Source organism: Chryseobacterium sp. Leaf405 (assembly GCF_001425355.1).
Taxonomy (GTDB): Bacteria; Bacteroidota; Bacteroidia; order Flavobacteriales; family Weeksellaceae; genus Chryseobacterium.
In genome coordinates this window covers 61,850-86,598 of record NZ_LMQN01000012.1, presented here as the reverse complement: position 1 = coordinate 86,598, position 24,749 = coordinate 61,850, and the positions used below count along the sequence as shown (strand labels likewise).

Genomic DNA, 24,749 nt, shown 5'->3' with positions numbered 1-24,749 from the left:
ATTCGCTAAATTTGCAAATTGAGATAATAATGCAAAAATGAATTTACCTGAAAGTTATATTCCAATCCTATTACAGGCAGGTGTTGCGATAGCATTCGTAGCAGTTTCTTTGCTTGGAGCGCATTTTTTAGGACCAAAACAGAAAAAAGGAGATTCTGTGAAAAACCAAAGCTGGGAATGTGGAATCCCGGTAGAAGGAAATGCAAGAACACCGTTTTCAATTAAATACTTTTTGACGGCGGTATTATTCGTACTATTCGATATTGAAATCGTATTTTTTTATCCTTACGCTGTAAACTTCAGAGAATTCGGAATGGAAGGATTCTTGGCAGTACTTACCTTTGTAGCAATTTTCTTCATGGCATTTTTCTATGTCTGGAAACGCGGTGCACTGGATTGGGATAAATAGAACGGAATAGAAATTTTAAATAAGAGTTTTAGACAGTAAGAATCTTTGTAAAGCTAACATTACCATCGGTTTTTAATCTAAAAAGTAAATCTTAAATCAACAAAATGTCAGACAATAAACCAGTAATAAGAACAGATGCACCTGCTCCGGAAGGATTTGAAGGAGAAGGGTTTTTCGCAACGAAACTGAGCAGTGTAATAGGAATGGCAAGAAAGTTTTCACTTTGGCCTTTACCTTTTGCAACCTCTTGTTGTGGCATCGAGTTTATGGCAACCCTAAACCCAACGTATGATGCTTCAAGATTTGGTATGGAAAGAAACTCTTTCTCACCAAGACAGGCAGATTTATTAATGGTTTGCGGAACTATATCTAAAAAATTAGGACCTGTCCTAAAAGAAGTGTACACTCAGATGGCAGAGCCTAAATGGGTAGTTGCAGTGGGAGCTTGTGCTTCCAGCGGTGGTATTTTTGATACTTATTCTGTATTGCAGGGAATTGATAAAATTATCCCGGTTGATGTTTACGTTCCAGGATGTCCTCCAAGACCGGAGCAGATTATCGAGGGTGTAATGCAGGTTCAGGCTCTTACAGAAAGTGAAAGTCTTAGAAGAAGAGATATGCCTGAATATCAAAAACTATTGGATTCTTACAATATAAGCAACTAACGGAATGACGAACGAATTTGTATTAGAAGCAATCACGAGAGAATTTCCGGAGTCTGTAATTTCAAGTTCAGAGCCTTATGGAATGCTGACGATTGAGGTGAAAAAAGAAGATATTAAGAAGATTATTCATTATCTTAAAGACTCATCTTTGGAAATTAATTTCCTTACAGATATTTGCGGAATCCATTACCCAGAATTCCCGGAGAAAGAAATCGGAGTGGTTTATCATTTACAAAATATGATGACAAACTTCAGATTGCGACTTAAAATCTTTATGTCCAGAGAAAATATCGAGGTTGATTCTCTTGTAGAATTATACGCCGGAGCCAACTGGATGGAGAGAGAAACTTTTGATTTCTACGGAATCAAATTTAAAGGACATCCGGATCTTAGAGCTATCTTAAATATGGAAGATCTTGGATACCACCCTATGTTGAAAGAATATCGTTTGGAAGACGGAACAAGAACCGATAAGGACGATGCAATGTTCGGAAGATAAAATTAATGCAAATAAGCAGTAAGCAATAAGCTTAAAGCCTAAAGCCTAAAGCATTTAAATTATGAAAGATAACTCATTATCTAATATACTAAACCAGTACGACAGTAAGGAGCAGATTGACGGTCAGTTATATACTCTCAATTTAGGACCAACTCACCCTGCAACGCATGGGATTTTCCAGAATGTCTTAACGATGGACGGAGAAAGAATCCTTCACGCTGAGCAGACTGTTGGATATATCCACAGAGCATTTGAGAAAATTTCTGAAAGAAGAAACTACTCTCAGATCACTACCCTTACCGACCGTATGAATTACTGTTCTGCACCAATCAACAATATCGGTTGGCACATGACGGTAGAGAAACTGATTGGCGTTAAAGTTCCAAAGCGTGTAGATTATATGCGTGTTATTTTAATGGAATTGGCAAGAATCGGTGACCACCTGATCTGTAACGGAGTAACCGGAATGGATGCAGGAGCAATTACAGGTCTTACCTATATGTTCATCGAAAGAGAACGTATTTATGATATGTATGAGCAGATTTGCGGGGCAAGAATGACAACTAATATGGGAAGAATCGGAGGTTTTGAAAGAGATTTCACCCCAAAATTCCATGAGTTATTAAAGGATTTTCTTAAAACTTTCCCGGCTAGATTTAAAGAATTCGGTACTTTATTAGAAAGAAACAGAATTTTCATGGACAGAACCATCGGAGCAGGAGCAATTTCTGCGGAAAGAGCATTAAGCTATGGTTTCACTGGTCCGAATTTACGTGCAACAGGCGTAGATTATGATGTAAGAGTTGCAGAACCTTATTCTTCTTATGAAGATTTCGATTTCATCATTCCGGTAGGAACTTCTGGTGATACATACGACCGTTTCATGGTTCGTCAGCAGGAAATCTGGGAATCACTTAAAATTATCAATCAAGCATACGACAATCTTCCTGAAGGACCTTTCCATGCGGATGTTCCTGATTTTTATCTTCCTGAAAAGGCTGATGTTTATCAAAAAATGGAAGCGTTAATTTACCATTTCAAAATTGTAATGGGAGAAACGGATGTACCTAAAGGTGAAGTATACCACGCTGTAGAAGGTGGAAACGGAGAATTAGGCTTCTATCTGGTAAGTGATGGTGGAAGAAGTCCTTACAGACTGCATTTCAGAAGACCTTGTTTTATCTACTATCAGGCATATCCGGAGATGATTACAGGTTCTGTAATTTCTGATGCGATCGTTACGATGTGTAGTATGAATATTATTGCGGGAGAATTAGACGCATAAAAATGAAGATGTCAGACGTCAGATTTCAGATGTTAGACTCTTCCTTTATATATAAATTTAAAATCTGATGTCTGAAATCTGGCATCTGAAATCTTAGATAAAAAATGAGCGAAACAATAGCTTTTAAACCGGAAAGTTTAGCACAGGTACACAAAATTATTGCGAGATATCCTGAAGGTAGACAAAAATCTGCCCTTCTTCCTGTTCTACACATAGCACAGAAAGAATTCGGAGGATGGTTAGACGTTCCTGTGATGGATTATGTTGCTGAAGTATTGAGTATTAAGCCAATTGAAGTATATGAAGTGGCAACTTTTTATACCATGTTCAATATGAAACCGGTTGGTAAATATGTTTTGGAAGTTTGCAGAACGGGACCTTGTATGGTTCGTGGAAGCGAAAAAATTCTTGATCATATCAGAACCAAACTGAACATTAAAGACGGACAGACAACTGAAGATGGAATGTTTACATTAAAACCTGCTGAATGTCTTGGAGCTTGTGGATATGCACCAATGATGCAGTTAGGTAAATTCTTTCATGAAAATTTAACGATAGAAAAAGTCGACGAAATCCTTGATCTTTGCAGAGAAGGACAGGTTGATTTGGGCTAAATAAATTTTAAACTAATTAAAAAAGGCGCACAGCAAATAGCCATTCGCTAAAAGCCATTCGCTAAAAGCATATAACAATGAGTAAAAAACTTTTACTTAAAGACGCACATATAGAAGGTATTCGCTACTTTGAAACATACCGTAAACAGGGAGGTTACACGGCAGCTGAAAAAGCCTTGAAAATGACACCCGAAGAAATTTTGGAAGAAGTAAAGGTTTCCGGACTTCGTGGACGTGGTGGAGCAGGATTCCCAACAGGGATGAAATGGAGCTTTTTAGCAAAACCGGAAGGTGTCCCAAGACACTTAGTCGTAAATGCTGATGAATCTGAACCTGGAACTTTCAAAGACAGATATCTGATGGAATTTCTTCCTCATTTATTGATAGAAGGAATGCTTATTTCATCTTATACATTAGGTTCAAATGTTTCTTACATTTATATCCGTGGAGAATATTCGTGGATTCCTGATATTTTAGAAGAAGCCATTGAAGAAGCTAAAGCAGCAGGATTTTTAGGTAAAAACATTTTAGGAACAGGTTTCGATTGTGAAATCTACGTTCAAAGAGGTGGTGGAGCCTATATCTGCGGTGAAGAAACGGCATTGCTTGAATCTCTTGAAGGTAAGAGAGGAAATCCAAGATTAAAACCGCCATTCCCGGCTGTAAAAGGACTTTGGGAAAGACCAACGGTTGTAAATAACGTTGAATCTATCGCAGCAATCGTCCCTATCATTGATATTACAGGTGCTGAATATGCAAAAATCGGAGTAGGAAGATCTACAGGTACAAAATTAATTTCTGCTTGTGGAAACATCAACAAACCTGGAGTTTACGAAATCGATATGACAATTACCGTAGAAGAGTTCATCTATTCTGAAGAATATTGCGGTGGTATTCCAAACGGGAAAAGGCTTAAAGCTTGTATTCCCGGAGGAAGCTCTGTGCCAATTGTTCCTGCAAATTTATTATTGAAAACCGTCAACGGCGAACCAAGATATATGAACTATGAATCATTAGCAGATGGTGGCTTCGCTACCGGAACGATGATGGGTTCAGGAGGTTTTATCGTGTTGGATGAAGACCAATGTGTGGTAGAACATACCATGACTTTAGCGAGATTTTACAATCACGAAAGTTGCGGACAATGTACTCCTTGCCGTGAAGGAACGGGATGGATGTACAAGATTTTAAAGAAAATCGAGAAAGGAGAAGGAAAAATGGAAGACATTGATTTGCTTTGGGACATCCAAAGAAAAATCGAAGGAAATACGATTTGTCCGTTGGGAGATGCAGCAGCTTGGCCTGTTGCAGCAGCGATTCGTCACTTCAGAGATGAGTTTGAATGGCACATTAAAAACCCTGAATTGTCTCAGACACAAAACTACGGGTTAGCAAATTATGCAGATCCAATTCCTGCGGTGGAAAATAATGCTTAAAATGAAAAAATTATTGGCAATAAGCTTAATGATGTCGGGTTTTGCCTTTGGACAAGTCAAAAAAGATACATTAGATAAGGAATATAAGTTAGAGGTAACTCCTTATAAAGCTGAAAGGAAAGAAAAACCTTTACCATTGAGCAAAAAAGGACAGGTTTTCGTTTTCTTTGGCTGGAACAGAGGAGCTTTTAGTAACTCTGATATTCATTTCAGTGGAAACGGTTATGATTTTCAGCTGAATAATGTTGCAGCAAGAGACAAACCTACTAAATTTGGGATTGTGTATATCGATCCAAGCTGGTTTACCGTAACGCAGTATAATTTCAGATTGGGATATTTTATTAAAGATAATTTAGCCCTTGTTTTAGGGATAGATCACATGAAATATGTGATGAAACAAAACCAGACGGTTGATTTTTCAGGTACCATTTCAGATCCTAAATATGCAGCAATGGTTCAGAACGGACAGGTAAATTTAGCTGATGAACAGTTTCTTACTTTCGAGCATACAGACGGACTTAATTATGAGAATTTGGGTTTAGAGAAATACAAAAACCTTATTCATAAGAAAAACATAGATTTAGTATGGTCTTACGGAGCCGGAATCGGAGTAATGTTTCCTAAAAGTAATATCAGACTTTTTGGAAATGAAAGAAGCGACCGTTTTCATGTTGCCGGAATGGGAACCGATCTTAGATCAAGTTTAAACATGGTTTTCTGGAAAAACTGGATGCTGAGAGCAGAAGCAAAAGCAGGTTATATTAATATGTGGGATATTAAAACTACATTAAATAATAAACCCGATAAAGCTCGTCAGGATTTTGTTTTCGGGCAGGTGCTTGCCGGAATCGGATATACATTTAACACGAAGAAGTATAATTAAAATATAGCTTACCGCCTTAAAAGCATAAGCGAAAAGCATAGAATATGAGCGAAGAGGTTAAAAAATTCACGATAACTATAGACGGACAGACTACCGAAGTTTTGCCTGGTACTTCTATTTTGGAAGCAGCAAGACAGATCGGCGGAAAATCTGTACCTCCTGCAATGTGCTACTACAGCAAATTGGAAACCAGTGGAGGGAGATGTAGAACTTGCTTGGTAGAAGTTTCTAAAGGGTCTGAAGCGGATCCTCGCCCTATGCCAAAATTAGTTGCAAGCTGCAGAACTAATGTGATGGACGGAATGGAAGTAAAAAATCTTACTTCTGATAAAGCTCAGGAAGGCAGAAAAGCCGTTACCGAGTTTTTATTGGTAAATCACCCGTTAGACTGCCCTGTTTGTGATCAGGCTGGTGAATGTCACCTTCAGGATCTTGGGTACGAGCACGGAAATCTTCAGACAAGAACTGAGTTTGAAAGAAATACGTACGAAGCAGACGATCTTGGTCCTCATATTAAATTGAATATGAACCGTTGTATTCTTTGCGCAAGATGCGTATTAGCCGCCAATCAATTGACTGGTGAAAGAGAGCACGGAATTTTGTTCAGAGGAGATCACGCTGAAATTTCTACTTATTTAAATAAAGCTTTGGATAATGACTTTATCGGAAACGTAATCGACGTTTGTCCTGTGGGAGCTTTAACAGACAGAACTTCACGTTTTGCAAGCAGAGTTTGGTTTACAAAGCCAATGAATGCTACTTGTAAGTGTGATAAATGTTCTGGAAAAGCTACGGTTTGGATGAAAGGTGATGAAATTTCGAGAGTTACAGCAAGAAAAGATCAATGGGGAGAAGTTGAAGAATTCATCTGCGATACTTGCCGTTTCGAAAGAAAATCTTTGTCAGACTGGAACATCGAAGGTCCTAGACATATCGACAGACATTCAGTTATTTCATTGAATCACTACGAAAAACCAAAGGATGAGCTAAGAGTTTTAGACAATCCGATGGCTAAAGAAATAAGTGAAAAAGACGAAAAATAAATTTAATAAGATTGAAGATTTTAGAAACAGATTTAAATCTAACTTCTAAATTCTAATATCTAACATCTACAAAAATAAAATGGATTTACTTACATTTAAATTGATACTTGTATTAGCACTTTTCTTGCTTTCGTTAACGATTGCAGCCTACTCTACTTGGGCAGAAAGAAAAGTTGCCTCTATCATGCAGGATAGAATTGGTCCCAACAGAGCCGGACCTTTCGGATTGCTGCAGCCTCTTGCTGATGGTGGAAAGTTTTTCTTTAAAGAAGATTTTACACCAGCCAATGCAGAAAAATTCCTTTTCGTATTGGGACCGGCTTTGGTAATGTTTATTTCATTAATTACAGGAGCAGTTATTCCTTGGGGTAAAACCTTGAATTTTAGTGGAGTTTCTTACGATTTACAGGTAGCCAATATAGATGTTGGAGTACTTTTCATTATCGGAATGGCTTCAATCGGTGTTTACGGAATTATGATCGGCGGTTGGGCTTCGAACAATAAATATTCATTATTAGGTGCTATCCGTGCTTCTTCTCAGATGATTTCTTATGAATTGGCGATGGGATTAGCTTTACTTTCTATCATTATGATGACGGGAAGTTTAGATTTAAAAGAAATTACACAAAGCCAGACAACCGGAAAATTATGGGGATTCATTCCTTGGATTTCTGGTTTGAATTGGAACATTTTCTACCAGCCTTTTGCATTCCTTATTTTCTTTGTGGCTGCTTTAGCAGAAACCAACAGACACCCTTTCGATTTACCTGAATGTGAATCTGAATTGGTAACAGGATATTCTACAGAATATTCATCCATGAAGTTGGGTTTATATATGTTTGGTGAGTATGTGAATATGTTTATTTCTAATGCTTTCATGGTCGTTCTTTTCTTCGGAGGTTACAACTACCCGGGAATCGAATGGGTAACTCAGCACTGGGGTGAAAATATTGCAGGTATTTTGAGTATCGTAGCATTTTTAACTAAAACGGTAATCGGAATTTTGATTTTTATGTGGATCAGATGGACGCTGCCAAGATTCAGATACGATCAATTGATGCACCTAGGTTGGAAAACTTTAATTCCACTGGCATTGGTAAACTTATTAATTACAGGAGCTGTAATTTTAGCGTTTGCAAACTAAGAGATAAGAATATATTTTTAAATGCTGAATAGAAGTTCAGCCTAAAAAATTAAAATAAATGAAACTTACGAACAGATCAAAAGTTGTTTCTAACAAAGAAATGACCCTTGCTGAAAAAATCTACCTACCTGCAATTTTTACAGGAATGGGGATTACATTTAAGCATGCTGTAAGAACGGTATTGAAAGGTGCTCCCGCAGTATATTCGTATCCGGAAGTACAGAAACCGAGAGCAGAAATCTGGAGAGGTCAGCACGTTTTGAAAAGAGACGAGGAAGGCAGAGAAAGATGTACCGCTTGCGGACTTTGTGCGGTGGCTTGCCCCGCAGAAGCAATTACAATGACTGCTGCTGAAAGAACCAGAGAAGAAAAAGATCTTTACAGAGAAGAAAAATATGCATCGGTATATGAAATCAATATGCTAAGATGTATTTTCTGCGGTATGTGTGAAGAAGCTTGTCCGAAATCTGCCATCTACCTTACCGACAGACTAGTAGACGTAGAAACCAACAGAGGTTCTTTCATCTATGGAAAAGATAAATTGGTTGAAAAAATAAATCAAAGGATTGATATCACAGAAAGACAATCCGAGAAACAAAAAAATGCGGTAAAATAATGGATCAGTTTTTATTTTTCTTGGTGGCGTTTTTAGCAGTGGCAAGTGCGGTGTATTTCGTATTTGCGAGAAATCCTTTGTATGCTATTTTGTCATTAATTGTTACGATGTTTTCTATAGCAGGCATGTACATTCTTCTGAATGCACAATTCCTTGCGATTATCCAGATTATTGTCTACGCCGGAGCGATCATGGTATTATTCCTTTATATCCTGATGATGCTTAACCTTAATAAGCAAGACGAAAGTAAGAAGAACAATACTTTAAAATTTGTTGGAGTTTTTACAGCAGGTCTTTTATTAATTGGTATTTTAGGCGTATTCAGAGGAGTAAGTGATAACCAGATTGTCTTAGAAAATATAGACAACGGTGTTGGTCTTACGAAAAATCTGGGTAGACTTTTGTTTAATGAATATGTTTTGCCGTTTGAGCTTGCATCCATCCTTATTTTGGCAGGTATTGTAGGTGCGGTACTAATCGGTAAAAAAGATTTATAAATTATGGGAGAAGTAAATACATTTATACAAAGCATCCCTCTGAATTATTTCATCATTCTTTCTTCAGTATTATTCTGTTTGGGAGTGTTGGGCGTATTGCTGAGAAAAAATGCTATTGTTATTTTGGGTTGTGTTGAGCTTATGTTAAATTCTACGAACCTTTTATTGGCTGCATTTTCAGCGTATAAAGGAAACGGAGACGGGCAACTTTTAGTTTTCTTCATTATGGTGGTGGCTGCTGCGGAAGTAGCGGTAGGTTTGGCAATTATTGCGATGCTGTATAGAAATACCCGTTCTGTTGATGTAAGTATATTTAATAAATTAAGAGGATAAGAATGGAGAATTTAGTATATGCAATAATACTTTTACCACTTTTAGGGTTTCTTATTAACGGTTTATTCGGGAAAAGCCTTCCAAAAATAGTTGTTGGAAGTCTGGCGACAGCAATGGTATTTATACCTTTCTGTATTGCTGTAAGTATTTTTATGAATTTCGATTCTGAAAGTCAGCCCGTTATCGTAAAAGCTTTTGAATGGTTCAGAGTAAATGGTGTTCAGATTAATTTCGGATTCCAGATCGATCAGTTATCATTAATGATGATTATGATCATTACAGGTATTGGTTCTTTAATTCACCTGTACTCTATCGGATATATGAGTCATGATAAAGGTTTCTTTAAGTTTTTTACTTATTTAAATCTGTTTATCTTCTCCATGTTACTATTGGTAATGGGAAGCAACTACCTGATCTTATTCATCGGATGGGAAGGTGTAGGATTGTGTTCTTATTTACTGATCGGATTCTGGTACACCAACGAAGAATATGGTAAAGCAGCAAGAAAAGCTTTCATCATGAACAGAATTGGTGACCTTGCGTTGCTAATTGGTATCTTTATGATAGCAGGACAAACTAACGCTGTTGATTACCTTACAGTAGCAGAAAACGCAGGAAAATTTGAATTAGACGGAAGTGTAATTATCTTTATTACGGCGAGTTTATTTATTGGTGCAACGGGTAAATCTGCCCAGGTTCCATTATATACTTGGCTACCGGATGCGATGGCTGGTCCAACTCCTGTTTCTGCATTAATTCACGCGGCAACGATGGTAACGGCGGGTATCTATTTGGTAGTAAGATCAAACTTCTTATTTACGTTGGCACCAACTGTTCAGGGAGGAATTTTATTTATTGGATTCTTAACGGCTGCTTTGGCAGGATTCTATGCATTACGTCAGAACGATATCAAAAAAGTATTGGCATATTCTACGGTTTCTCAACTTGGATTTATGTTCATCGCTTTAGGTCTTGGAGCATATACTACAGCTATGTTCCACGTAATGACGCACGCTTTCTTCAAAGCATTATTATTCTTGGGAGCGGGTTCTGTAATTCACGCAATGAGCAACGAGCAGGATATGCGTTTCATGGGAGGTTTGAAAAAATATATCCCAATTACTCACGCAACTTTCCTAATCGGAACATTGGCAATCTCAGGATTCCCTTTATTATCAGGGATGATTTCTAAAGACGAAATTTTAGTAGCAGCTTTCGCTAAAAACCCTATCTACTGGGTAATGCTATTTATTCTAGCGGCAATAACTGCAACTTATATGTTCAGATTATACTATTTAACTTTCCACGGAGAGTTCAGAGGTACTGAAGATCAAAAACACCATTTACACGAAAGTCCAACGAATATGACATTACCATTGATCGTATTGGCTATTCTTTCTGTTTTGGGTGGTTTAATTAACCTTCCTCACTTCATCGGTCACGGTCATTACGCAAAATTAATGGAGTGGTTGAAACCGGTTCTTACCGAGGAAAGCTTTAATCAAATGGAGACTACTCTTTCAGGAGTTCCGTTTGGTACTGAAATGATACTTTTAGGAGCAACTGTTTTAATGTTCTTCTGTGTTTGGTTCATTGTTAAAAATACGTATGTTAATAAGAAAAAACAGGCGTTACCGGAAGAGCTGTACACAGGATGGGAGAAACTGTCTGCTAAAAAATTATATATTGACGAACTTTACAATGCATTAATTGTAAAAACTGTTGAAGGATTAGGACGTGGAGGAAAGATGTTTGATAAAGGTGTTCTTGATCGTATTGTAGACTTCGTAGGTGAAGGCGCTGAAGACAGCGGAAAAGCTATGAAGCGTATTCAAAACGGAAATGTCGAGAACTACATTTTGATCATGTCTTTAGCGGTGGGAATTATACTGATTGTTAACTTTATATTACAATAATGTCTGGTTTATTATTAACATTATTACTATTACCTCTAGTAGGTTCGGGATTAGTTTTTGCATGGAAGAGTAATTCCAGCAAATATTTGGCATTGGTAATTGCATTGGTACAGATGCTTCTTACTTTCTACATTCTTTCGGATTTCAATTTTGAACCGACTGTAGACAGTAAACTGCAATACGAAATCACTTACCCTTGGTCGCAATTCATCAAAAGTACACTTCACTTCGGGATCGATGGGATGAGTATGCTGCTGTTATTGTTGACCAATATTCTGGCGCCAATCATTATTTTATCTTCTTTTAATGAAAATGTAAGCTACAGAAATACGTTCTACGGTTTGATATTGCTGATGCAGTTCGGATTAATAGGCGTTTTCACTTCGCTTGACGGATTATTATTCTACATTTTCTGGGAAGTAACGTTGATTCCGATCTGGTTTATCGCCGGACTTTGGGGTCAGGAAAATAAAAGATTTGAATTCACTACGAAATTCTTTGTCTATACATTTGTAGGATCATTATTCATGTTAGCAGGATTGATTTATGTTTACAATCACTCTGCATCATTTGCATTAACTGATTTATACAATGCTCAGCTAAACGAAACGCAACAGACTGTGGTATTCTGGTTTATTTTCTTTGCTTTTGCAGTGAAATTACCGGTATTTCCTTTCCATACCTGGCAGCCGGATACTTATACCTATTCGCCGACACAAGGTTCGATGCTTTTATCAGGGATCATGTTGAAAATGGCAGTATATGGCGTTATGCGCTATCTATTACCAATCACTCCCCTTCCGATTGCAGGAATTTCGGGACAGATTGTAATTATTTTGGCAATTGTAGGCATTGTACACGGTGCATTAATTGCGATCATCCAATCAGATATGAAGAGAATCATTGCGTATTCTTCTTTTTCTCACGTTGGATTGATGGTAGCAGGTATTTTTGCTTCCGCAGTGATTACTTTAAGAGGAACTTTCAATCTTGAAGGTGCTGAAGGCGCGCTGGTACAGACTTTCGCTCACGGTATCAACGTAGTGGGTCTATTCTACTGTTGTGATATTTTATACAAAAGATTTAAATCAAGAGACATCAGACAGATGGGAGGTCTTGCAAAAGTAGCTCCTAAGTTTGCCGTATTATTCTTAATCATTATATTAGGTTCAATGGGTGTTCCATTGACTAACGGGTTCGTGGGAGAGTTTATCTTGTTGAAAGCTGTATATGATTTTAACGGATTGGCAGCAGTAGTTGCAGGCCTTACTATTATTCTTGCCGCAGTTTATCTATTGAGATTCTATGGTAAAGCAATGTTCGGGCAAGGTGATGATGCAGTATTAAGTACAGCAAAAGATTTATCTGCTGTAGAATTCTCTGTATTGGCAAGTTTAGCGGTTTTTGTGATTGTATTTGGTATTTTTCCACAGCCGATCATCGATATGGTGCATAATTCTGTGAAGTTTATTTACCTATCAATGGCCAGTTAAAATTAAAAGATTTAAAAATTAAAAAATTAGCAGATTAGGAAATGAGCAATCAGAATTTTTATCTAATGTCTCAAATCTCACATCTCAAATCTATATTATGAGTGTTTTAATTATTGTTTTCCTAACGGCAGTTGTTGCGTTATTTTCAGGAGTTTTTGAACAAGGGAAATTCGCAAGATACATTGGAATTTTGGGATTAATCATCGCATTATGTGTAAGTTTCATGCCAGAACTTGCTTTTTTCGAAAAGTACAGACATATGTATGAATATACAGCAAATACGGCTTTGTTTACCAAAGTATCCATCGTAACGACATTATTACTATTCTTTTTGGGAGGTTTTGCATTCAGCAACCACAGAAGCCACCAGTCAGAATTATACGCATTAATGCTTTTTGCGCTTTGTGGCGGAATTATCCTTTTCGGATACCAAAATATGGTAACGCTATTCCTGGGAGTTGAAATTCTTTCTATTCCTCTATATGTAATGGCGGGAGCTAACAAAACTGATCTTAGATCAAACGAAGCTTCTATAAAATATTTCCTGATGGGTGCATTTGCGACAGGTTTCCTGTTGTTTGGTATTGCATTTATTTACGGAAGTGTAGGAAGTTTTGATTTATATACCATTCAGAATTTCGGAGTCTCAAACCCTAAAAATGTTATGTTCATTTTGGGAGTTTTATTAATTCTTTGTGCATTGGCATTCAAAGTGGCATTAGCACCTTTCCATATGTGGAGTCCTGATGTATATTTCGGTGCGCCTTCATTAATCACAGCTTTTATGGCAAGTGTGGTGAAAATCTCAGGATTTTTCGCATTATTCAGATTAATGACCATCGGGTTCTCTGGAGTTACAAGTGAATGGATCAATGTTTTCGGAGTATTTTTAATTATCACATTGCTTTTGGCAAACGTAATGGGACTTGCTCAGACAAATGCGAAAAGAATGTTGGCATACTCTTCAGTTTCTCACGCAGGATATATCGGGTTGGTTTTCTTCGGAATGACAAGCCTTTCTACATACAGTTTAGCATTTTATTTATTTGCGTATTCTTTATCAACAATAGGCGTTTTCATGTGTTTAATTTATGTTGAAAAGCTAAAAAGAGAGACTTCTTTCGGAGCATTTAAAGGATTGGCAAAAACAGAACCTTTATTGGCAACGGTAGCAGCAATCTCTATGCTTTCCATGGCGGGAGTTCCGTTAACTGCTGGTTTCATGGGTAAATTCTCTTTATTTGCTCAGGCAATGAAATCTACAAACGGTACTTTCTTAGTATTGGTTGCTGTTTTAGGATCTGCTATTTCAATTGCTTACTATTTGAGATTAATTATCTCTATGTTTTTCTTTAAAGAAACGACATTCAAATCTTCAGAAAAAGTAACATTAACTTACAATATTGTTGGAGTTTTCGTTATCGCCTCTCTTATCATTTTAGGTGTTGCACCTGATTTATTTTCGACAGTTTTCGGATTGTAAAATTTGAATTTTAAAATATAAAGCACAGCAGAAATGTTGTGCTTTTTTTATTTAATTATATCCAATCCTGAACATTTTTTTGTGATATCGTCTTGTATATCTGATTTAATTTTTTAATTTTGATTTACAAAACACAACACAATGAAAAATAATTTCCCTCGGAAGGATTTTCTTTTCTTTCCAATTAGCAATATTTCTATTGCTGTCTTTGTACCATCTTCATTGAAAATATTTACCGTATGAACTTCTTTTTGCAGACTCATATTGTAAAACCTGGGGAAACATTGAAGCAAATCGCAGCAATGTACCACATCCCAGATGTTGAAATTTTAAAATATTATCATTATCAGAATGTTCCTAAAAATGCCAACCATTTGGACACAATTCTTTTAGCCGGACAGGAAATTTTTGTTCCCAACCGGAAAGAGATTGAAAAAATCCTTCAAATCAGAAATCAACGTATTGAAGAAAAAAATTTCCTGGCCAATTCATTAATAGAGAACAATACACTTCTTCCCCATTTTGTAAAGATCAATCATCATTTCATTATTAATATTAAAGATTTTTCTGATGATGATCTTAATAATGAAAGCCATATTGAAGTTCATTTGAAATATTTGGGAAAACAAGAACAGCATTATGTTTTTTCGTATCATAAAAAACTAATTTCCGTGAATGGAGAACAACCTGATCTAAAGATATATGAACTCGCATCAAAATGTACACAATGTTTATTTCCTGTTGAATTTGAAATTGATGAAAAAGGAAAGATCAGGAACCTCAGCAATTACAGACAAATTCTGAATAACTGGAAAAAAATCAGACAAAAGCTACAACATGAGTACCAGGATTCTTATTCTTTAGATTATATTGATGATGTAAATGATTCCATGGATGTACGGGAAGAACTGATTGAAACTTTTAACAGAGATATCTTTCTACAATTTATTTTTGCTTCTTATTTCAAAAAATTCCATCAGGGAAATGTGGAAATCAATGAAAGGCTGACAGAGCATCTGATATTATTTCAAAGTCAATATTCTATCAGCGTAGATGATCATAAAATTTGTATTAATCAGCATTCTCAATGCACAGACTCCCGAAGTCAGCAGGAAATCATCAATCACATAAAACCAAGTTCAAATCAGCACAATGAAAATGAATTATTGGAATCGGAAATTACAGCCAGTTACAATTTAGAGAAAAATGATAAAATACTGCGTCAAGCTCACGTAACTTTTGAATCATATTTATATAACATGAAAGACCGCAGAGAGATTAAAATAGAGATGAAATAATTTAAATACTTGAAAAACATACAACACAAATGAAAGAATATCAAGTTAAAAAAGGCGATACTTTATCTTCCCTTGCCGAAGGATTAGGATTACCCAATGCCTATTCCCTCAAAATTTTTCACAACTTCAAAGGTCCGATTGAAAGAGGAATCGGAAATGAAATCAAAGAAGGAATAATTTTGACAATCCCTGAACCTCATGAGGTAGACCTCATCAATGCAGAGTACGCAGAGTATGCAAAGAAGGCAGAAGAAACAAAAGCAGACATCAAAGAGTTTTCGCTCGAAAATAAAAATCCGGATTCTGAGCAGGAAAAAACCGCTGAAGAAGATCAAAAAGAATCCAAAGAAAAATCTGCAGACGAACATGACGGAAAACTTTTTGTCATCCAGAAAGGAAAAGCCATTTGTGATAAAGGCACAAAATTCCCACAATTTAAAGTGACCAGTCACAGGAAGCATTATATCAATAATGAAAATGCTTCGGATGATTTTCTTGCCGTTACGGAAAATGATGTGCTTTTCAATCCTCCTGCGGTTCCATTTGGAAACTGCTCGTTACAGAATAACCAACCCTGCACCTTTGCAGCAGCCGGAAAATGGAAGAAAATCTATAAAGACGTAAAAGTTTTAGATAATGCTCTACTTACGGAAATCTCAGAACTTCAATGCTCCGCCGGAGGAAAAATAAAGGTAATGGATCACGGGCAGCGATCTGAACTGAGCAAACAGAATTTTAAAAATGTTGATGAGAAGATTCACGGGTATATAAATCCACTGGTGGATCTTCGAAAATTTAATAACAGACTTGAGGAAGACGATTTATATTCTTAAAAATACAAAAAATGATAAACTTAGTTATTTCAGGCAGCACAAATCCCATCATTGGAAAAGAAACTTTTTACAGTATTTTTCCTGTAGGACTTAATACAGTAATACAGAATCCGCTCTCCCCTATTTCCACTGAAAAAGCGCATTGGGAAATCCTTGTTCTGGAAAAAAGAAGATGGAGAAAAACCAATGGAAACACGAAAATCGGTGATACGGTTTCTTTTAATTTCAAGCAAAGCAGTGCCGCAAGAGAAGGTTTAAAAATTGTCGTAACACGAGGAAACAGCAAAGGAGAACTTATTATTAAACCTCAACGGGCGGGAAATCCAAAAGTAAATTCTGTTTCGTTATTTGATAAAAATTATAATAAAATCACCAAACCATTAAACTATGCCGATACCATCATCGCAAGAGCACATTGCAATGATATGGAGGGAGAAACAATTTATTTCACACTTTGGGAAGATGATGCAATTGGAGGAGGGCATGATGAGATTAATCAAATCAACAAGATTAATCCTATTCCACTTTCGAATACTGTTATGGAAGGAAAAGCCGAAGTAAAATTTAATATGGCACTTTATAATGGCTTCCAGAATTGCAGATATGCAGGTCGCCAAAGGAGATAAAAGCGAAGGTAAAAACCACGAATATTATGTAACCGTAGATTATTACGGAAAAATAGCCGGAGAAAGTAAAAATATTAATATCAAAAACCCAAATGACAATCCAATCCAGAGAGCATATGAACTTCAATATCCTGAAAGAGTTCCACAGAAACCCCAACAGCCCAACAAAAGACCTATCCCACCTCCCGTAAAACCTAAAAAAGATACTTTTAAAGCTCCGATAACGGCCGGTGCAAAAACAAAAGCTCCGGATCCTAAAGGAAAAATATTAAGTACACATTTCGTAAATTTAGCTCAGCAGCCCATACAATATCTACAGATGGGAGTTCCTTTCTATGCGAAGATACGATCTCAGGGAATGAAAGGAAAAACTGTAAAACTGAACCTTTTTGAAGATGACACTTTTGATGATTTGGTATATGAGCAAAATGTAACCTTAACAAGTGATGTATGCTTGTGTAAGATTACAATTACAGATAAAATGCGGGAAAAAGGAGGCGATCTCTACGGACAGCAATATTTTATAGAAATTGAATACTCGGCACAAAGTGTAAAATCTTCTGTCCTGAATTTGAGAGACGATGCAATTTTAACAAAACTGAAAACCGCGGTGAGTACTGCGGGAGTGAAGAAGCAGGAAATATTGAAGGACAAAGAAAGTAAATGTTTCTGTAATAAAGATTTTACAGAAGCTGATGTCAAAAAATTTGTAAAGCTATTAAAAGGCTCTGAAATTATTTGGGAAGGTCAGGTATTACGAGGTGGAAGAAGGGCAGAATGTAATATCAGCGATAAGTCTTTTTCAAAATTAACAAATGCTCTTAATTCTGCTTTTAAGAAATATAAAATAAATACTTGTGCTCAAAAGATGCATTTTCTGGCACAAGTAACAGAAGAAACAGGGACATTCAGCCTTTCTGAAGAAACAGCCGGACAGTATGCTTCCAGTCAAAGTATCTATAAAGGAAGAGGATTGTTACAACTTACGGGAATTAAAAATAATACAGGATTATACAATAATCCTGGTCCCTACCAAAATTACGCTGATTATAAAAACGATCAAAATATTGTAAGAAATCCAAATATAGTTGCTAATGATGTTAATTACTGCATTGATAGCGGAGCTTGGATTTGGAGTGTCAATAAGAAAATGCCAAATGCGCCTTCTGAGGCTGTTGATCGATGGGGAAAAGAAACTTCTGGAAAATCACTTAATGAATTGGCTGAATTTGGAGATAAATATTTAGAGCTAATATCTGTTCTTCTAAATGGGAGAAATAAAGATACCGATATGCCAAATGGATGGGCAAAAAGACAAGCTAACTATAAATTATTAAAAACAGGATTTTTCATTTATGAAAAATTTCATGGAAACCAAGCCATGAAATCAAAAAATGCTCAAGACATTGCAACATTTAATATATATCACAACGGTAAAATTGAGAAATATATACCAAAAAATATTAAATCAGGATATGAAGGGATGTACAAATATTTATATTATGATATAAATAATAATGAACATGAAATTTGTATGGTTGATTTTATTTCTGTTAATAAAAGACAAAATGGGTCTACTATTAACTCAATCCCCAGAGGTTATATTAAAACATACTCATATCCCCAAGGCGGTAATGCAAGAACAGCATACGTTTATGCAAATGGAGATATTTGCGTAGAAGGTACGGGTTATGGATTTAAAAAATATCCGAAAGGCATAGGAAAGGTTGAACTCGTGAGAATGAAAGATAGTTTAAGTTACGAAAAAGATAATGTAAGAATTTTTTATTCCTTTAAAAACTCACAAAGGAGGTATTGCAATCCTGAAAGCTACGCAGCATTCCTAGGAGCCCTTGCAGCACTTAATAGGACTGATGTTTTATGTACAGGAATGTGCTTTGAAGATGCAACAAGTTATCCTAGTGTAACTCACCCTAACGGTGACAGTGCCGATACTGCATATTTTCCAACTTTAGCTTTAGAACAAAAAAAAGTAAATGCATTTAAAAGTTTTAATTTTAAAAATATCTATCGTGGTGGTTCAGGATGGTATCCAAATTTGATTGGAACAAAATATTCTAGAGGACATGAGGATCATTTACACGCTGGTGACTTTGACTCAAATATTGTAATTATAATAAAAGAATAATATGAAAAAATGTTTAATATACTTAATGATTGTATTGATTAATTACTGTTGTAAAAAAGATGATATACAACAAGATTATAATAAAAAAAACTTCCAAACTAAAAAAGAGATTGAAGATTCTACAAGTATATCCCACCTTCCAATTGGAGATGAAAAAATAAAAGATTTTGATTTTCCAGAGATATGGGATAATTTACAAGAATTAGATGATACAAATCCTCATTTTACCATCAACAAAATATCAAAGACAGGATATGATTCAATGTTTTATTTTATTGAAAAAAACGCCAATCAGTATTACAATTCTTTAATTTTAGATAAAACAAATCATAGTATTAAACTCCCTCACAAAGAAACTAATGGCTTGTTAAAGCTTTACGATAATTCTGTAGTATTGGATTCTGCTTATTATATTAGTACATTATCTAATAAACCCAATTTTACTTTGAAACTTTATAAAAATGGCAATAAATACAAATCATTTTTAGTCGGTGAAAATAATAAAAAATCATTTGATTATTTATCTTTAATAACATTCGATAAATTTAAAAATCCTATAGATTTTAAAATTATTTATTACAATAATTATGACGACATTCAAAGCTACAAGAGATTCTTTTATCTAGATAATGCTAATAATATCTACATAAAAGATTTTATCGTTGATGAACTTTCAACCCAAAACTCAAAATATAATTCTTATAAAATTTCAAATAATGGAACTTTTCAAAAAAATTAAGTACTCACTTTTAACTGTTATTTTATTAACAATTTTTAATATTTGCTGTACTAAGAAAAAAAAAACTGTATTTTCTAATCAACAAAATAGCTATTTAGGAGATTCTACTTTATCCGAGAAAAACTATTTTAAAACCTTAGTTCATGGAGATACGTATTCAATTTTAAACAAAAAAAACGAAAAGTATAAAAAGTTTTATTCTACATATGATGAGAATAGAATTAGTTTATCTAATGATATTTCAATAAAAATTATAAATGAAAAATTAAGCAGTAAAGACAACTTAAAAATTAACCTTTATACATTTAATAAGAATAAGAAAATAGATTCTATCCGTTTTTATAGAAATATTTCAGGCAAAAATTACGAAAAATATAATTGTTTATCTTTTTTTGATAAAAAAAACAATAAAATTTGGCAAATAAATTATTTTCCATCAGATTTTGAAAAATCCGTTAATATAATTTCATACTTAGAAATGAGTATAAAGCCTGACGGTACTATTAAAAAAGATTCACTTCGTTATCTGGATGAATCATTAGAGGTTATTATGCAAGACAATAATCTTTATTATTAAGGAAATAATAAATTTATACAAATAAATACAGACACTTCCTATCGCAATTACATCTTTAATTGCGATTTTTCAACTATAAGCTGTAAAAAGAATCGCCAAAAATCCCGCATTTTTCATAACTTTACTTGAAATTTTAGTTTTGTCGAATATCTACAAAAGAGACTCCCCCTTTCAGGTTTACATTTCATTCAAAAAGTATTTGGATGTGTTGGAACATATCCGATATAACGACCGTTTAGAATATCGTGTAAATTATGCTAAATCTCTGATTGACAAAACAAAGAATTTCCAGGAGCTCAGAGATGGATTTCAGGATTTAAGTCTGTTGGATAAATATGAAGACCTCATCAAACTCTTACTGGCAGACCTTTTCCCTACGGGCCTCACCAACAACGAAATTAAAGCAGCAAGTATTCCGCTTTCGAATATTACTTTTAATTACACCGAAAGATTTAAAAACATATTAAAAGATGCCGGAAAAGATTTTGAAATAGAATTAAGAAATATCGACGACGATGAATTTTATGTTTTCTGTTGCTGTTTGATTTTACAGGCTTATTTCAAAAAAGACATCAAAACTTTTATTCCGTTTTATTATGACATTCCCAATAAACAGGGAATTATGAAGCATTATAAAATCACGGTAAATTCAGATTTCAGTGATGTCTACCCTACCGAAGATGCAAAAATTCCGGATGATGATATTCTGGAAATGCTGTTGGAAAACCTGGATGACATTAAACTTTGGAAAAAATATTTCCCGTCAAAGTCATGGATTTTGAGTGGTTTCAGCATTATTTCATTAGTAGATTGTACTGCCGAAGTAGCTTTATCAGATCTGAAATCGAGCATGATTAAAATTGATCCTGAAAACCTCATTCCTGACGGAAATTTAACGGAAATTTTTAAATCTTATTTTGATGTTGCCGAACTTAATTTCGGATTGATGTTTTTCAATAAAAAAGACAAAAGACTGGAAAAACTTCCGATTTATGAAAATATTTTTACCAACCATATTCTTGATTTCTGGATCAATACTTTTGATGAAGAAGTTCGTCAGACCGCTTTCGAGAATTTCAATTATAATTCCCGCCCCATCGTTGTCTCAAACGTAGATCATCTAGATTCGGAGATAAAAAAAGTGCCGTCGTTCAGCATTCTGAAAGAAAATAATATCAACAGTTTCATGGTGATTCCTATTATGAGGGATAACGAATTGTTGGCTATTATGGAATTTACATCTCCTGAACCCAACAGTTTAAACGGATTAAAACTCAAGAAACTGGAATTTTTTGCCGATATCATTATTTTTTCACTTAACCGATTTAGTTTTGAAAGAAATAATCAGATTGAAGCTATTATTCAAAGGGAATATACGACGATTCACGATAGTGTGGTATGGAAATTCCGCAGTGAGGCAGAAAAATATTTTAACGCATCTTTAGGCAGAAAAATATATACTTTAAAGCAGATTTTGTTTAAAAATCTGACTCCGCTGTTTGGGTTTTCCGATATTCGAGCCTCTTCTGAAAAACGTTTTAACCTCATGTTGGAAGATCTTAATCAGCAGATTGACTGTCTTCATAATATTTTTTCATTAATAAATTCTGATTCCGAAAAATATCTGCTCGCACTGGAAATTTTTGAAAATGAACTCAATAATGAAATTAAAGCCGATACAGAACAGCGCCTTCAAAGATTATTGAGAGATGAAATTCATCCTTTTCTGCAGGCAAAATTGGAAATTAAATCCTCCAGTGAGATTAAAGCAAAAATCAAAGATTACTTTATGCAGGTTTTTACCCAGAATGATCTTTTTTATGCCAACAGAAAAAGCCTTGATGATTCTATTACATTGGTTAACAGAAAACTGGCAGATATTTTAGATGAAGGTCAGGTAAGTGCCCAACAGATTTTCCCGCATTATTATGAAAGATTTAAATCTGACGGTGTGGAGCACAATTTATATACCGGACAAAATATTGCCCCGGATCTTCATTATCATTCAAAGGTCGTTCATAAACTGAGATATTGGCAACTGAAAACAATCTGCACGATGGAACGTGAGTTTCAGACTTTTAAGAAAACACTTCCGATTGCGATGGATATTGCATCTTTAATTTTTGTTTACAATGAAAAAATAGACATCCGTTTCAGAATGGATGAAAAGCGTTTTGATGTAGACGGAGCATATAATTCTTATTATGAAATCATCAAAAAACGTCTGGATAAAGCTCATGTAAAAGATTCTACCGACAGAATTACCTGTCCTGGGAAAATTACAATCGTCTATTTCGGAATGGAAAATCAAAAAGAATATTTAGATTATATCAACAAATTGCAGAAAAAAGAAATTCTTATGAATGATATTGAATTTTTAAAAGTTGAAGATCTTCAGGGAATTACAGGACTTTTAGCATTAAGAGTTTCAATTAATAAGATTAATCAACAAAATAAGAATCCGGTTTTTTAATAAGTTCACCCTGTGGAATTTCCGCCTGTTCAAAAATTGAAAATTCGATGGTTCTGCAAATACTGTTAAGTGCCAAATCATTGTCTTCTTCCCCGAAAGGTTCAGCAATCTCCTGAATAATTGCATCCAGCGCAATGAAAGTGTAGCTTATCAAAAGAACAATCAAAGGCATCATCCAATCCAAAGAATCAACTAACCCAAAAGGCAGCCAAAAGCAATAAAGATAAACCGTTCGATGCAGCAAAACGCTATAAGCAAAAGGCAAAGGCGTATTATAAATTCTCTCGCAACCACCGGAAATATTTGAAATTGCAAAATCCCATGAAAATAGCCAACGCCAAACCGATTAATGTGAAAATTGTAGGATTAAGATGTACTTTATAATCAAATATTTTTCCTTTAAAAAAGTAAATCGCCAAAGAAAACAATGTAATGGTAACAAGCTGAACAACAATTTTCTTTAATACAGAACCTTTCCATATAAAAAGCATTCTCAGCCAGTTGGTACGCTGTCTTACAATCATTTTCTTATTTTAAGTTTACTGTTTAAAGTGAAAGAAATGCATATCCGAATGATAATACCGAAATAATGATTCCCGCCATAAAAATCTGATACGTGATTGATAAAAGTTTGTATTTTCTGTCTAAAACTTTTCCAAGATAATATAAATCCTTTACCATAGAATCGTAAATATAATCACGATCTTTAATCAAAATATTCATTGCATCCTGATAATCGCTGAATAACATACTATTAAAATTACCAAAGAACAAAAGATTTACTTTTCTGTCTGCAACATCCTGTAACGTAAATCTTGCTTTCGTAACATTAGGTTTTGTTGATAAAATCGCAAATACGATCGTTAAAACAGCCGATAACAACAATATAAAACTCGGAATAATTAAATGTGAGTTTTTCGGAGTATCTAACTTAGGAACTAAAACGGAAAGACAAACGGAGATTATAATTGCATTTACAGAAAGTAAAATATTCGCCTTACTGTCTGCAATATCGCTTAATCTGGTATGATTGCTCAATGTCACTCTGAACAATGTGTCAACACTTCTGTCCGGTTTTGCCTCCTTTTCTTTCTCTTTTTTATTTTCAGAAGAGTCTTTTTTATCCTCTTCTTTTTCCAATTTTTTAGAGATCTTCTTAATATTTTTCTCTTTCAACGGCTGCCAGTTTTGTTTAGCATAATCGGTGTAAAATTTGTGCTTATTCTTCAGCATATCAAGATTGCCCTCATTCCATTCGTCGTTAGAGAAACATCTTACGTTGGTAAGTTCCCATTCTTTTCTCAATGCATCAGAAATATCATTATAATCGTGACTCGCAAAGTGGCTGCAATCGGCATCTTTTACGATTTGCTCTAATAGATTCTTGGGTTCATACGTGATTTTTGTAGCCAGAATTAATTTAGAAACGTCTTCAATATAATTTTCAGAATAATTTTCATTTTGAAGAAAATTTTTCAAAACATCGACACCTTTTTCTTCGTGATCTTTGGCACATTCTATGTATCCTGTATCGTGAAACCAAAGTGCTAATAAGACTTTTTCCTGATCCTCACCAGACACAGGGGTGTTTTTCATAATTTCTTCAGCTTTGTTCACCGTATACGTAGTATGTATAAAATTATGATAAAAATATACTGAAGATAACTTATCTTTGAATAAGGTTTCAACGTAATCTTTGGCTTTTTGTAAAATGCTCATCACTGAAATTTAGTTAATG

At 34.9% G+C, this 24,749-nt stretch carries 25 protein-coding genes; 22 read left to right on the top strand and 3 right to left on the bottom strand.

Annotated elements, in window-relative coordinates; genetic code table 11:
* The first annotated feature begins 37 nt into the window (after positions 1 to 37).
* From ASG22_RS06555 to ASG22_RS06450, 22 genes are all read left to right on the top strand, one after another.
* Positions 38 to 409 (top strand): NADH-quinone oxidoreductase subunit A, encoded by a 372-nt coding sequence (locus ASG22_RS06555; protein WP_055982332.1) that lies wholly within the window; start codon positions 38 to 40, stop codon positions 407 to 409.
* Positions 410 to 513: 104 nt separating this feature from the next.
* Positions 514 to 1,074 carry an NADH-quinone oxidoreductase subunit B gene (locus ASG22_RS06550; protein ID WP_055982331.1) on the top strand — a complete coding sequence of 187 codons (561 nt, stop codon included), beginning with the start codon at positions 514 to 516 and terminating at the stop codon, positions 1,072 to 1,074.
* A gap of 4 nt (positions 1,075 to 1,078) precedes the next feature.
* A complete protein-coding gene (locus ASG22_RS06545; RefSeq protein WP_055982328.1) occupies positions 1,079 to 1,573 on the top strand; it encodes an NADH-quinone oxidoreductase subunit C in 495 nt (164 codons plus the stop codon).
* A gap of 61 nt (positions 1,574 to 1,634) precedes the next feature.
* Positions 1,635 to 2,858: an NADH dehydrogenase (quinone) subunit D gene (gene nuoD, locus ASG22_RS06540; protein WP_055982325.1), complete on the top strand. Its 1,224-nt coding sequence runs from the start codon at positions 1,635 to 1,637 to the stop codon at positions 2,856 to 2,858.
* 104 nt (positions 2,859 to 2,962) lie between these two features.
* Complete coding sequence (nuoE, locus tag ASG22_RS06535; RefSeq protein WP_055982322.1) at positions 2,963 to 3,472, top strand: complex I 24 kDa subunit family protein; 510 nt, start codon at positions 2,963 to 2,965, stop codon at positions 3,470 to 3,472.
* Between the two features lie 77 nt (positions 3,473 to 3,549).
* Positions 3,550 to 4,908: an NADH-quinone oxidoreductase subunit NuoF gene (nuoF, locus tag ASG22_RS06530; RefSeq protein ID WP_055982319.1), complete on the top strand. Its 1,359-nt coding sequence runs from the start codon at positions 3,550 to 3,552 to the stop codon at positions 4,906 to 4,908.
* Position 4,909: 1 nt separating this feature from the next.
* Entirely contained in the window at positions 4,910 to 5,791 is an 882-nt protein-coding gene (locus ASG22_RS06525; protein WP_055983447.1) for a hypothetical protein, read from the top strand.
* A 44-nt stretch (positions 5,792 to 5,835) separates the two neighbouring features.
* Complete coding sequence (locus ASG22_RS06520; protein WP_055982316.1) at positions 5,836 to 6,834, top strand: 2Fe-2S iron-sulfur cluster-binding protein; 999 nt, start codon at positions 5,836 to 5,838, stop codon at positions 6,832 to 6,834.
* 79 nt (positions 6,835 to 6,913) lie between these two features.
* Entirely contained in the window at positions 6,914 to 7,978 is a 1,065-nt protein-coding gene (nuoH, locus tag ASG22_RS06515; protein WP_055982314.1) for an NADH-quinone oxidoreductase subunit NuoH, read from the top strand.
* A gap of 58 nt (positions 7,979 to 8,036) precedes the next feature.
* Positions 8,037 to 8,594, top strand: coding sequence for a NuoI/complex I 23 kDa subunit family protein (locus tag ASG22_RS06510; RefSeq protein ID WP_055982312.1), 558 nt, complete (start codon positions 8,037 to 8,039; stop codon positions 8,592 to 8,594).
* A complete protein-coding gene (locus ASG22_RS06505) occupies positions 8,594 to 9,091 on the top strand; it encodes an NADH-quinone oxidoreductase subunit J (protein WP_055982310.1) in 498 nt (165 codons plus the stop codon). Before ASG22_RS06510 ends, ASG22_RS06505 begins: the two co-directional genes overlap by 1 nt.
* A gap of 3 nt (positions 9,092 to 9,094) precedes the next feature.
* A complete protein-coding gene (gene nuoK, locus ASG22_RS06500) occupies positions 9,095 to 9,424 on the top strand; it encodes an NADH-quinone oxidoreductase subunit NuoK (RefSeq protein ID WP_055982308.1) in 330 nt (109 codons plus the stop codon).
* 2 nt (positions 9,425 to 9,426) lie between these two features.
* A complete protein-coding gene (nuoL, locus tag ASG22_RS06495; protein ID WP_055982305.1) occupies positions 9,427 to 11,340 on the top strand; it encodes an NADH-quinone oxidoreductase subunit L in 1,914 nt (637 codons plus the stop codon).
* Positions 11,340 to 12,833 carry a NuoM family protein gene (locus ASG22_RS06490; protein ID WP_055982302.1) on the top strand — a complete coding sequence of 498 codons (1,494 nt, stop codon included), beginning with the start codon at positions 11,340 to 11,342 and terminating at the stop codon, positions 12,831 to 12,833. Before nuoL ends, ASG22_RS06490 begins: the two co-directional genes overlap by 1 nt.
* Before the next feature lie 97 nt (positions 12,834 to 12,930).
* Positions 12,931 to 14,316: an NADH-quinone oxidoreductase subunit N gene (locus tag ASG22_RS06485; protein ID WP_055982299.1), complete on the top strand. Its 1,386-nt coding sequence runs from the start codon at positions 12,931 to 12,933 to the stop codon at positions 14,314 to 14,316.
* 239 nt (positions 14,317 to 14,555) lie between these two features.
* Positions 14,556 to 15,614 (top strand): LysM peptidoglycan-binding domain-containing protein, encoded by a 1,059-nt coding sequence (locus ASG22_RS06480; RefSeq protein WP_055982296.1) that lies wholly within the window; start codon positions 14,556 to 14,558, stop codon positions 15,612 to 15,614.
* Positions 15,615 to 15,643: 29 nt separating this feature from the next.
* A complete protein-coding gene (locus ASG22_RS20715) occupies positions 15,644 to 16,447 on the top strand; it encodes a DUF4280 domain-containing protein (RefSeq protein WP_082504960.1) in 804 nt (267 codons plus the stop codon).
* Between the two features lie 11 nt (positions 16,448 to 16,458).
* The gene (locus tag ASG22_RS06470; RefSeq protein WP_055982292.1) at positions 16,459 to 17,073 is read left to right on the top strand and encodes a hypothetical protein; all 615 of its coding nucleotides are present in this window, start codon (positions 16,459 to 16,461) and stop codon (positions 17,071 to 17,073) included.
* Positions 17,030 to 19,222 carry a hypothetical protein gene (locus tag ASG22_RS06465; RefSeq protein WP_055982288.1) on the top strand — a complete coding sequence of 731 codons (2,193 nt, stop codon included), beginning with the start codon at positions 17,030 to 17,032 and terminating at the stop codon, positions 19,220 to 19,222. The genes ASG22_RS06470 and ASG22_RS06465 overlap by 44 nt, the downstream gene beginning before the upstream one ends.
* A gap of 1 nt (position 19,223) precedes the next feature.
* Positions 19,224 to 19,961, top strand: coding sequence for a hypothetical protein (locus ASG22_RS06460; RefSeq protein ID WP_055982285.1), 738 nt, complete (start codon positions 19,224 to 19,226; stop codon positions 19,959 to 19,961).
* Positions 19,939 to 20,538, top strand: a complete 600-nt coding sequence (locus tag ASG22_RS06455; protein WP_055982283.1) for a hypothetical protein — start codon at positions 19,939 to 19,941, stop codon at positions 20,536 to 20,538. Before ASG22_RS06460 ends, ASG22_RS06455 begins: the two co-directional genes overlap by 23 nt.
* A 139-nt stretch (positions 20,539 to 20,677) precedes the next feature.
* Positions 20,678 to 23,011: a GAF domain-containing protein gene (locus ASG22_RS06450; RefSeq protein WP_055982280.1), complete on the top strand. Its 2,334-nt coding sequence runs from the start codon at positions 20,678 to 20,680 to the stop codon at positions 23,009 to 23,011.
* Here ASG22_RS06450 and ASG22_RS21555 read toward each other — a convergent pair.
* The 3 genes from ASG22_RS21555 to ASG22_RS06435 are packed head-to-tail and all read right to left on the bottom strand — an operon-like array spanning position 22,980 to position 24,730.
* Complete coding sequence (locus tag ASG22_RS21555; protein WP_317038852.1) at positions 22,980 to 23,276, bottom strand: bestrophin family ion channel; 297 nt, start codon at positions 23,274 to 23,276, stop codon at positions 22,980 to 22,982. The genes ASG22_RS06450 and ASG22_RS21555 overlap by 32 nt on opposite strands.
* A gap of 7 nt (positions 23,277 to 23,283) precedes the next feature.
* A complete protein-coding gene (locus ASG22_RS21550; protein WP_055982274.1) occupies positions 23,284 to 23,535 on the bottom strand; it encodes a bestrophin family ion channel in 252 nt (83 codons plus the stop codon).
* A gap of 22 nt (positions 23,536 to 23,557) precedes the next feature.
* A complete protein-coding gene (locus ASG22_RS06435; protein WP_055982271.1) occupies positions 23,558 to 24,730 on the bottom strand; it encodes a Pycsar system effector family protein in 1,173 nt (390 codons plus the stop codon).
* Positions 24,731 to 24,749 lie beyond the last annotated feature (19 nt).

Coding starts and splice junctions, on each gene's coding strand:
- ASG22_RS06555 (WP_055982332.1), top strand. CDS start 38: ATGAATTTACCTGAAAGTTATATTCCAATCCTATTACAGGCAGGTGTT.
- ASG22_RS06550 (WP_055982331.1), top strand. CDS start 514: ATGTCAGACAATAAACCAGTAATAAGAACAGATGCACCTGCTCCGGAA.
- ASG22_RS06545 (WP_055982328.1), top strand. CDS start 1,079: ATGACGAACGAATTTGTATTAGAAGCAATCACGAGAGAATTTCCGGAG.
- nuoD (WP_055982325.1), top strand. CDS start 1,635: ATGAAAGATAACTCATTATCTAATATACTAAACCAGTACGACAGTAAG.
- nuoE (WP_055982322.1), top strand. CDS start 2,963: ATGAGCGAAACAATAGCTTTTAAACCGGAAAGTTTAGCACAGGTACAC.
- nuoF (WP_055982319.1), top strand. CDS start 3,550: ATGAGTAAAAAACTTTTACTTAAAGACGCACATATAGAAGGTATTCGC.
- ASG22_RS06525 (WP_055983447.1), top strand. CDS start 4,910: ATGAAAAAATTATTGGCAATAAGCTTAATGATGTCGGGTTTTGCCTTT.
- ASG22_RS06520 (WP_055982316.1), top strand. CDS start 5,836: ATGAGCGAAGAGGTTAAAAAATTCACGATAACTATAGACGGACAGACT.
- nuoH (WP_055982314.1), top strand. CDS start 6,914: ATGGATTTACTTACATTTAAATTGATACTTGTATTAGCACTTTTCTTG.
- ASG22_RS06510 (WP_055982312.1), top strand. CDS start 8,037: ATGAAACTTACGAACAGATCAAAAGTTGTTTCTAACAAAGAAATGACC.
- ASG22_RS06505 (WP_055982310.1), top strand. CDS start 8,594: ATGGATCAGTTTTTATTTTTCTTGGTGGCGTTTTTAGCAGTGGCAAGT.
- nuoK (WP_055982308.1), top strand. CDS start 9,095: ATGGGAGAAGTAAATACATTTATACAAAGCATCCCTCTGAATTATTTC.
- nuoL (WP_055982305.1), top strand. CDS start 9,427: ATGGAGAATTTAGTATATGCAATAATACTTTTACCACTTTTAGGGTTT.
- ASG22_RS06490 (WP_055982302.1), top strand. CDS start 11,340: ATGTCTGGTTTATTATTAACATTATTACTATTACCTCTAGTAGGTTCG.
- ASG22_RS06485 (WP_055982299.1), top strand. CDS start 12,931: ATGAGTGTTTTAATTATTGTTTTCCTAACGGCAGTTGTTGCGTTATTT.
- ASG22_RS06480 (WP_055982296.1), top strand. CDS start 14,556: ATGAACTTCTTTTTGCAGACTCATATTGTAAAACCTGGGGAAACATTG.
- ASG22_RS20715 (WP_082504960.1), top strand. CDS start 15,644: ATGAAAGAATATCAAGTTAAAAAAGGCGATACTTTATCTTCCCTTGCC.
- ASG22_RS06470 (WP_055982292.1), top strand. CDS start 16,459: ATGATAAACTTAGTTATTTCAGGCAGCACAAATCCCATCATTGGAAAA.
- ASG22_RS06465 (WP_055982288.1), top strand. CDS start 17,030: ATGGCTTCCAGAATTGCAGATATGCAGGTCGCCAAAGGAGATAAAAGC.
- ASG22_RS06460 (WP_055982285.1), top strand. CDS start 19,224: ATGAAAAAATGTTTAATATACTTAATGATTGTATTGATTAATTACTGT.
- ASG22_RS06455 (WP_055982283.1), top strand. CDS start 19,939: ATGGAACTTTTCAAAAAAATTAAGTACTCACTTTTAACTGTTATTTTA.
- ASG22_RS21550 (WP_055982274.1), bottom strand. CDS start 23,535: ATGATTGTAAGACAGCGTACCAACTGGCTGAGAATGCTTTTTATATGG.
- ASG22_RS06435 (WP_055982271.1), bottom strand. CDS start 24,730: ATGAGCATTTTACAAAAAGCCAAAGATTACGTTGAAACCTTATTCAAA.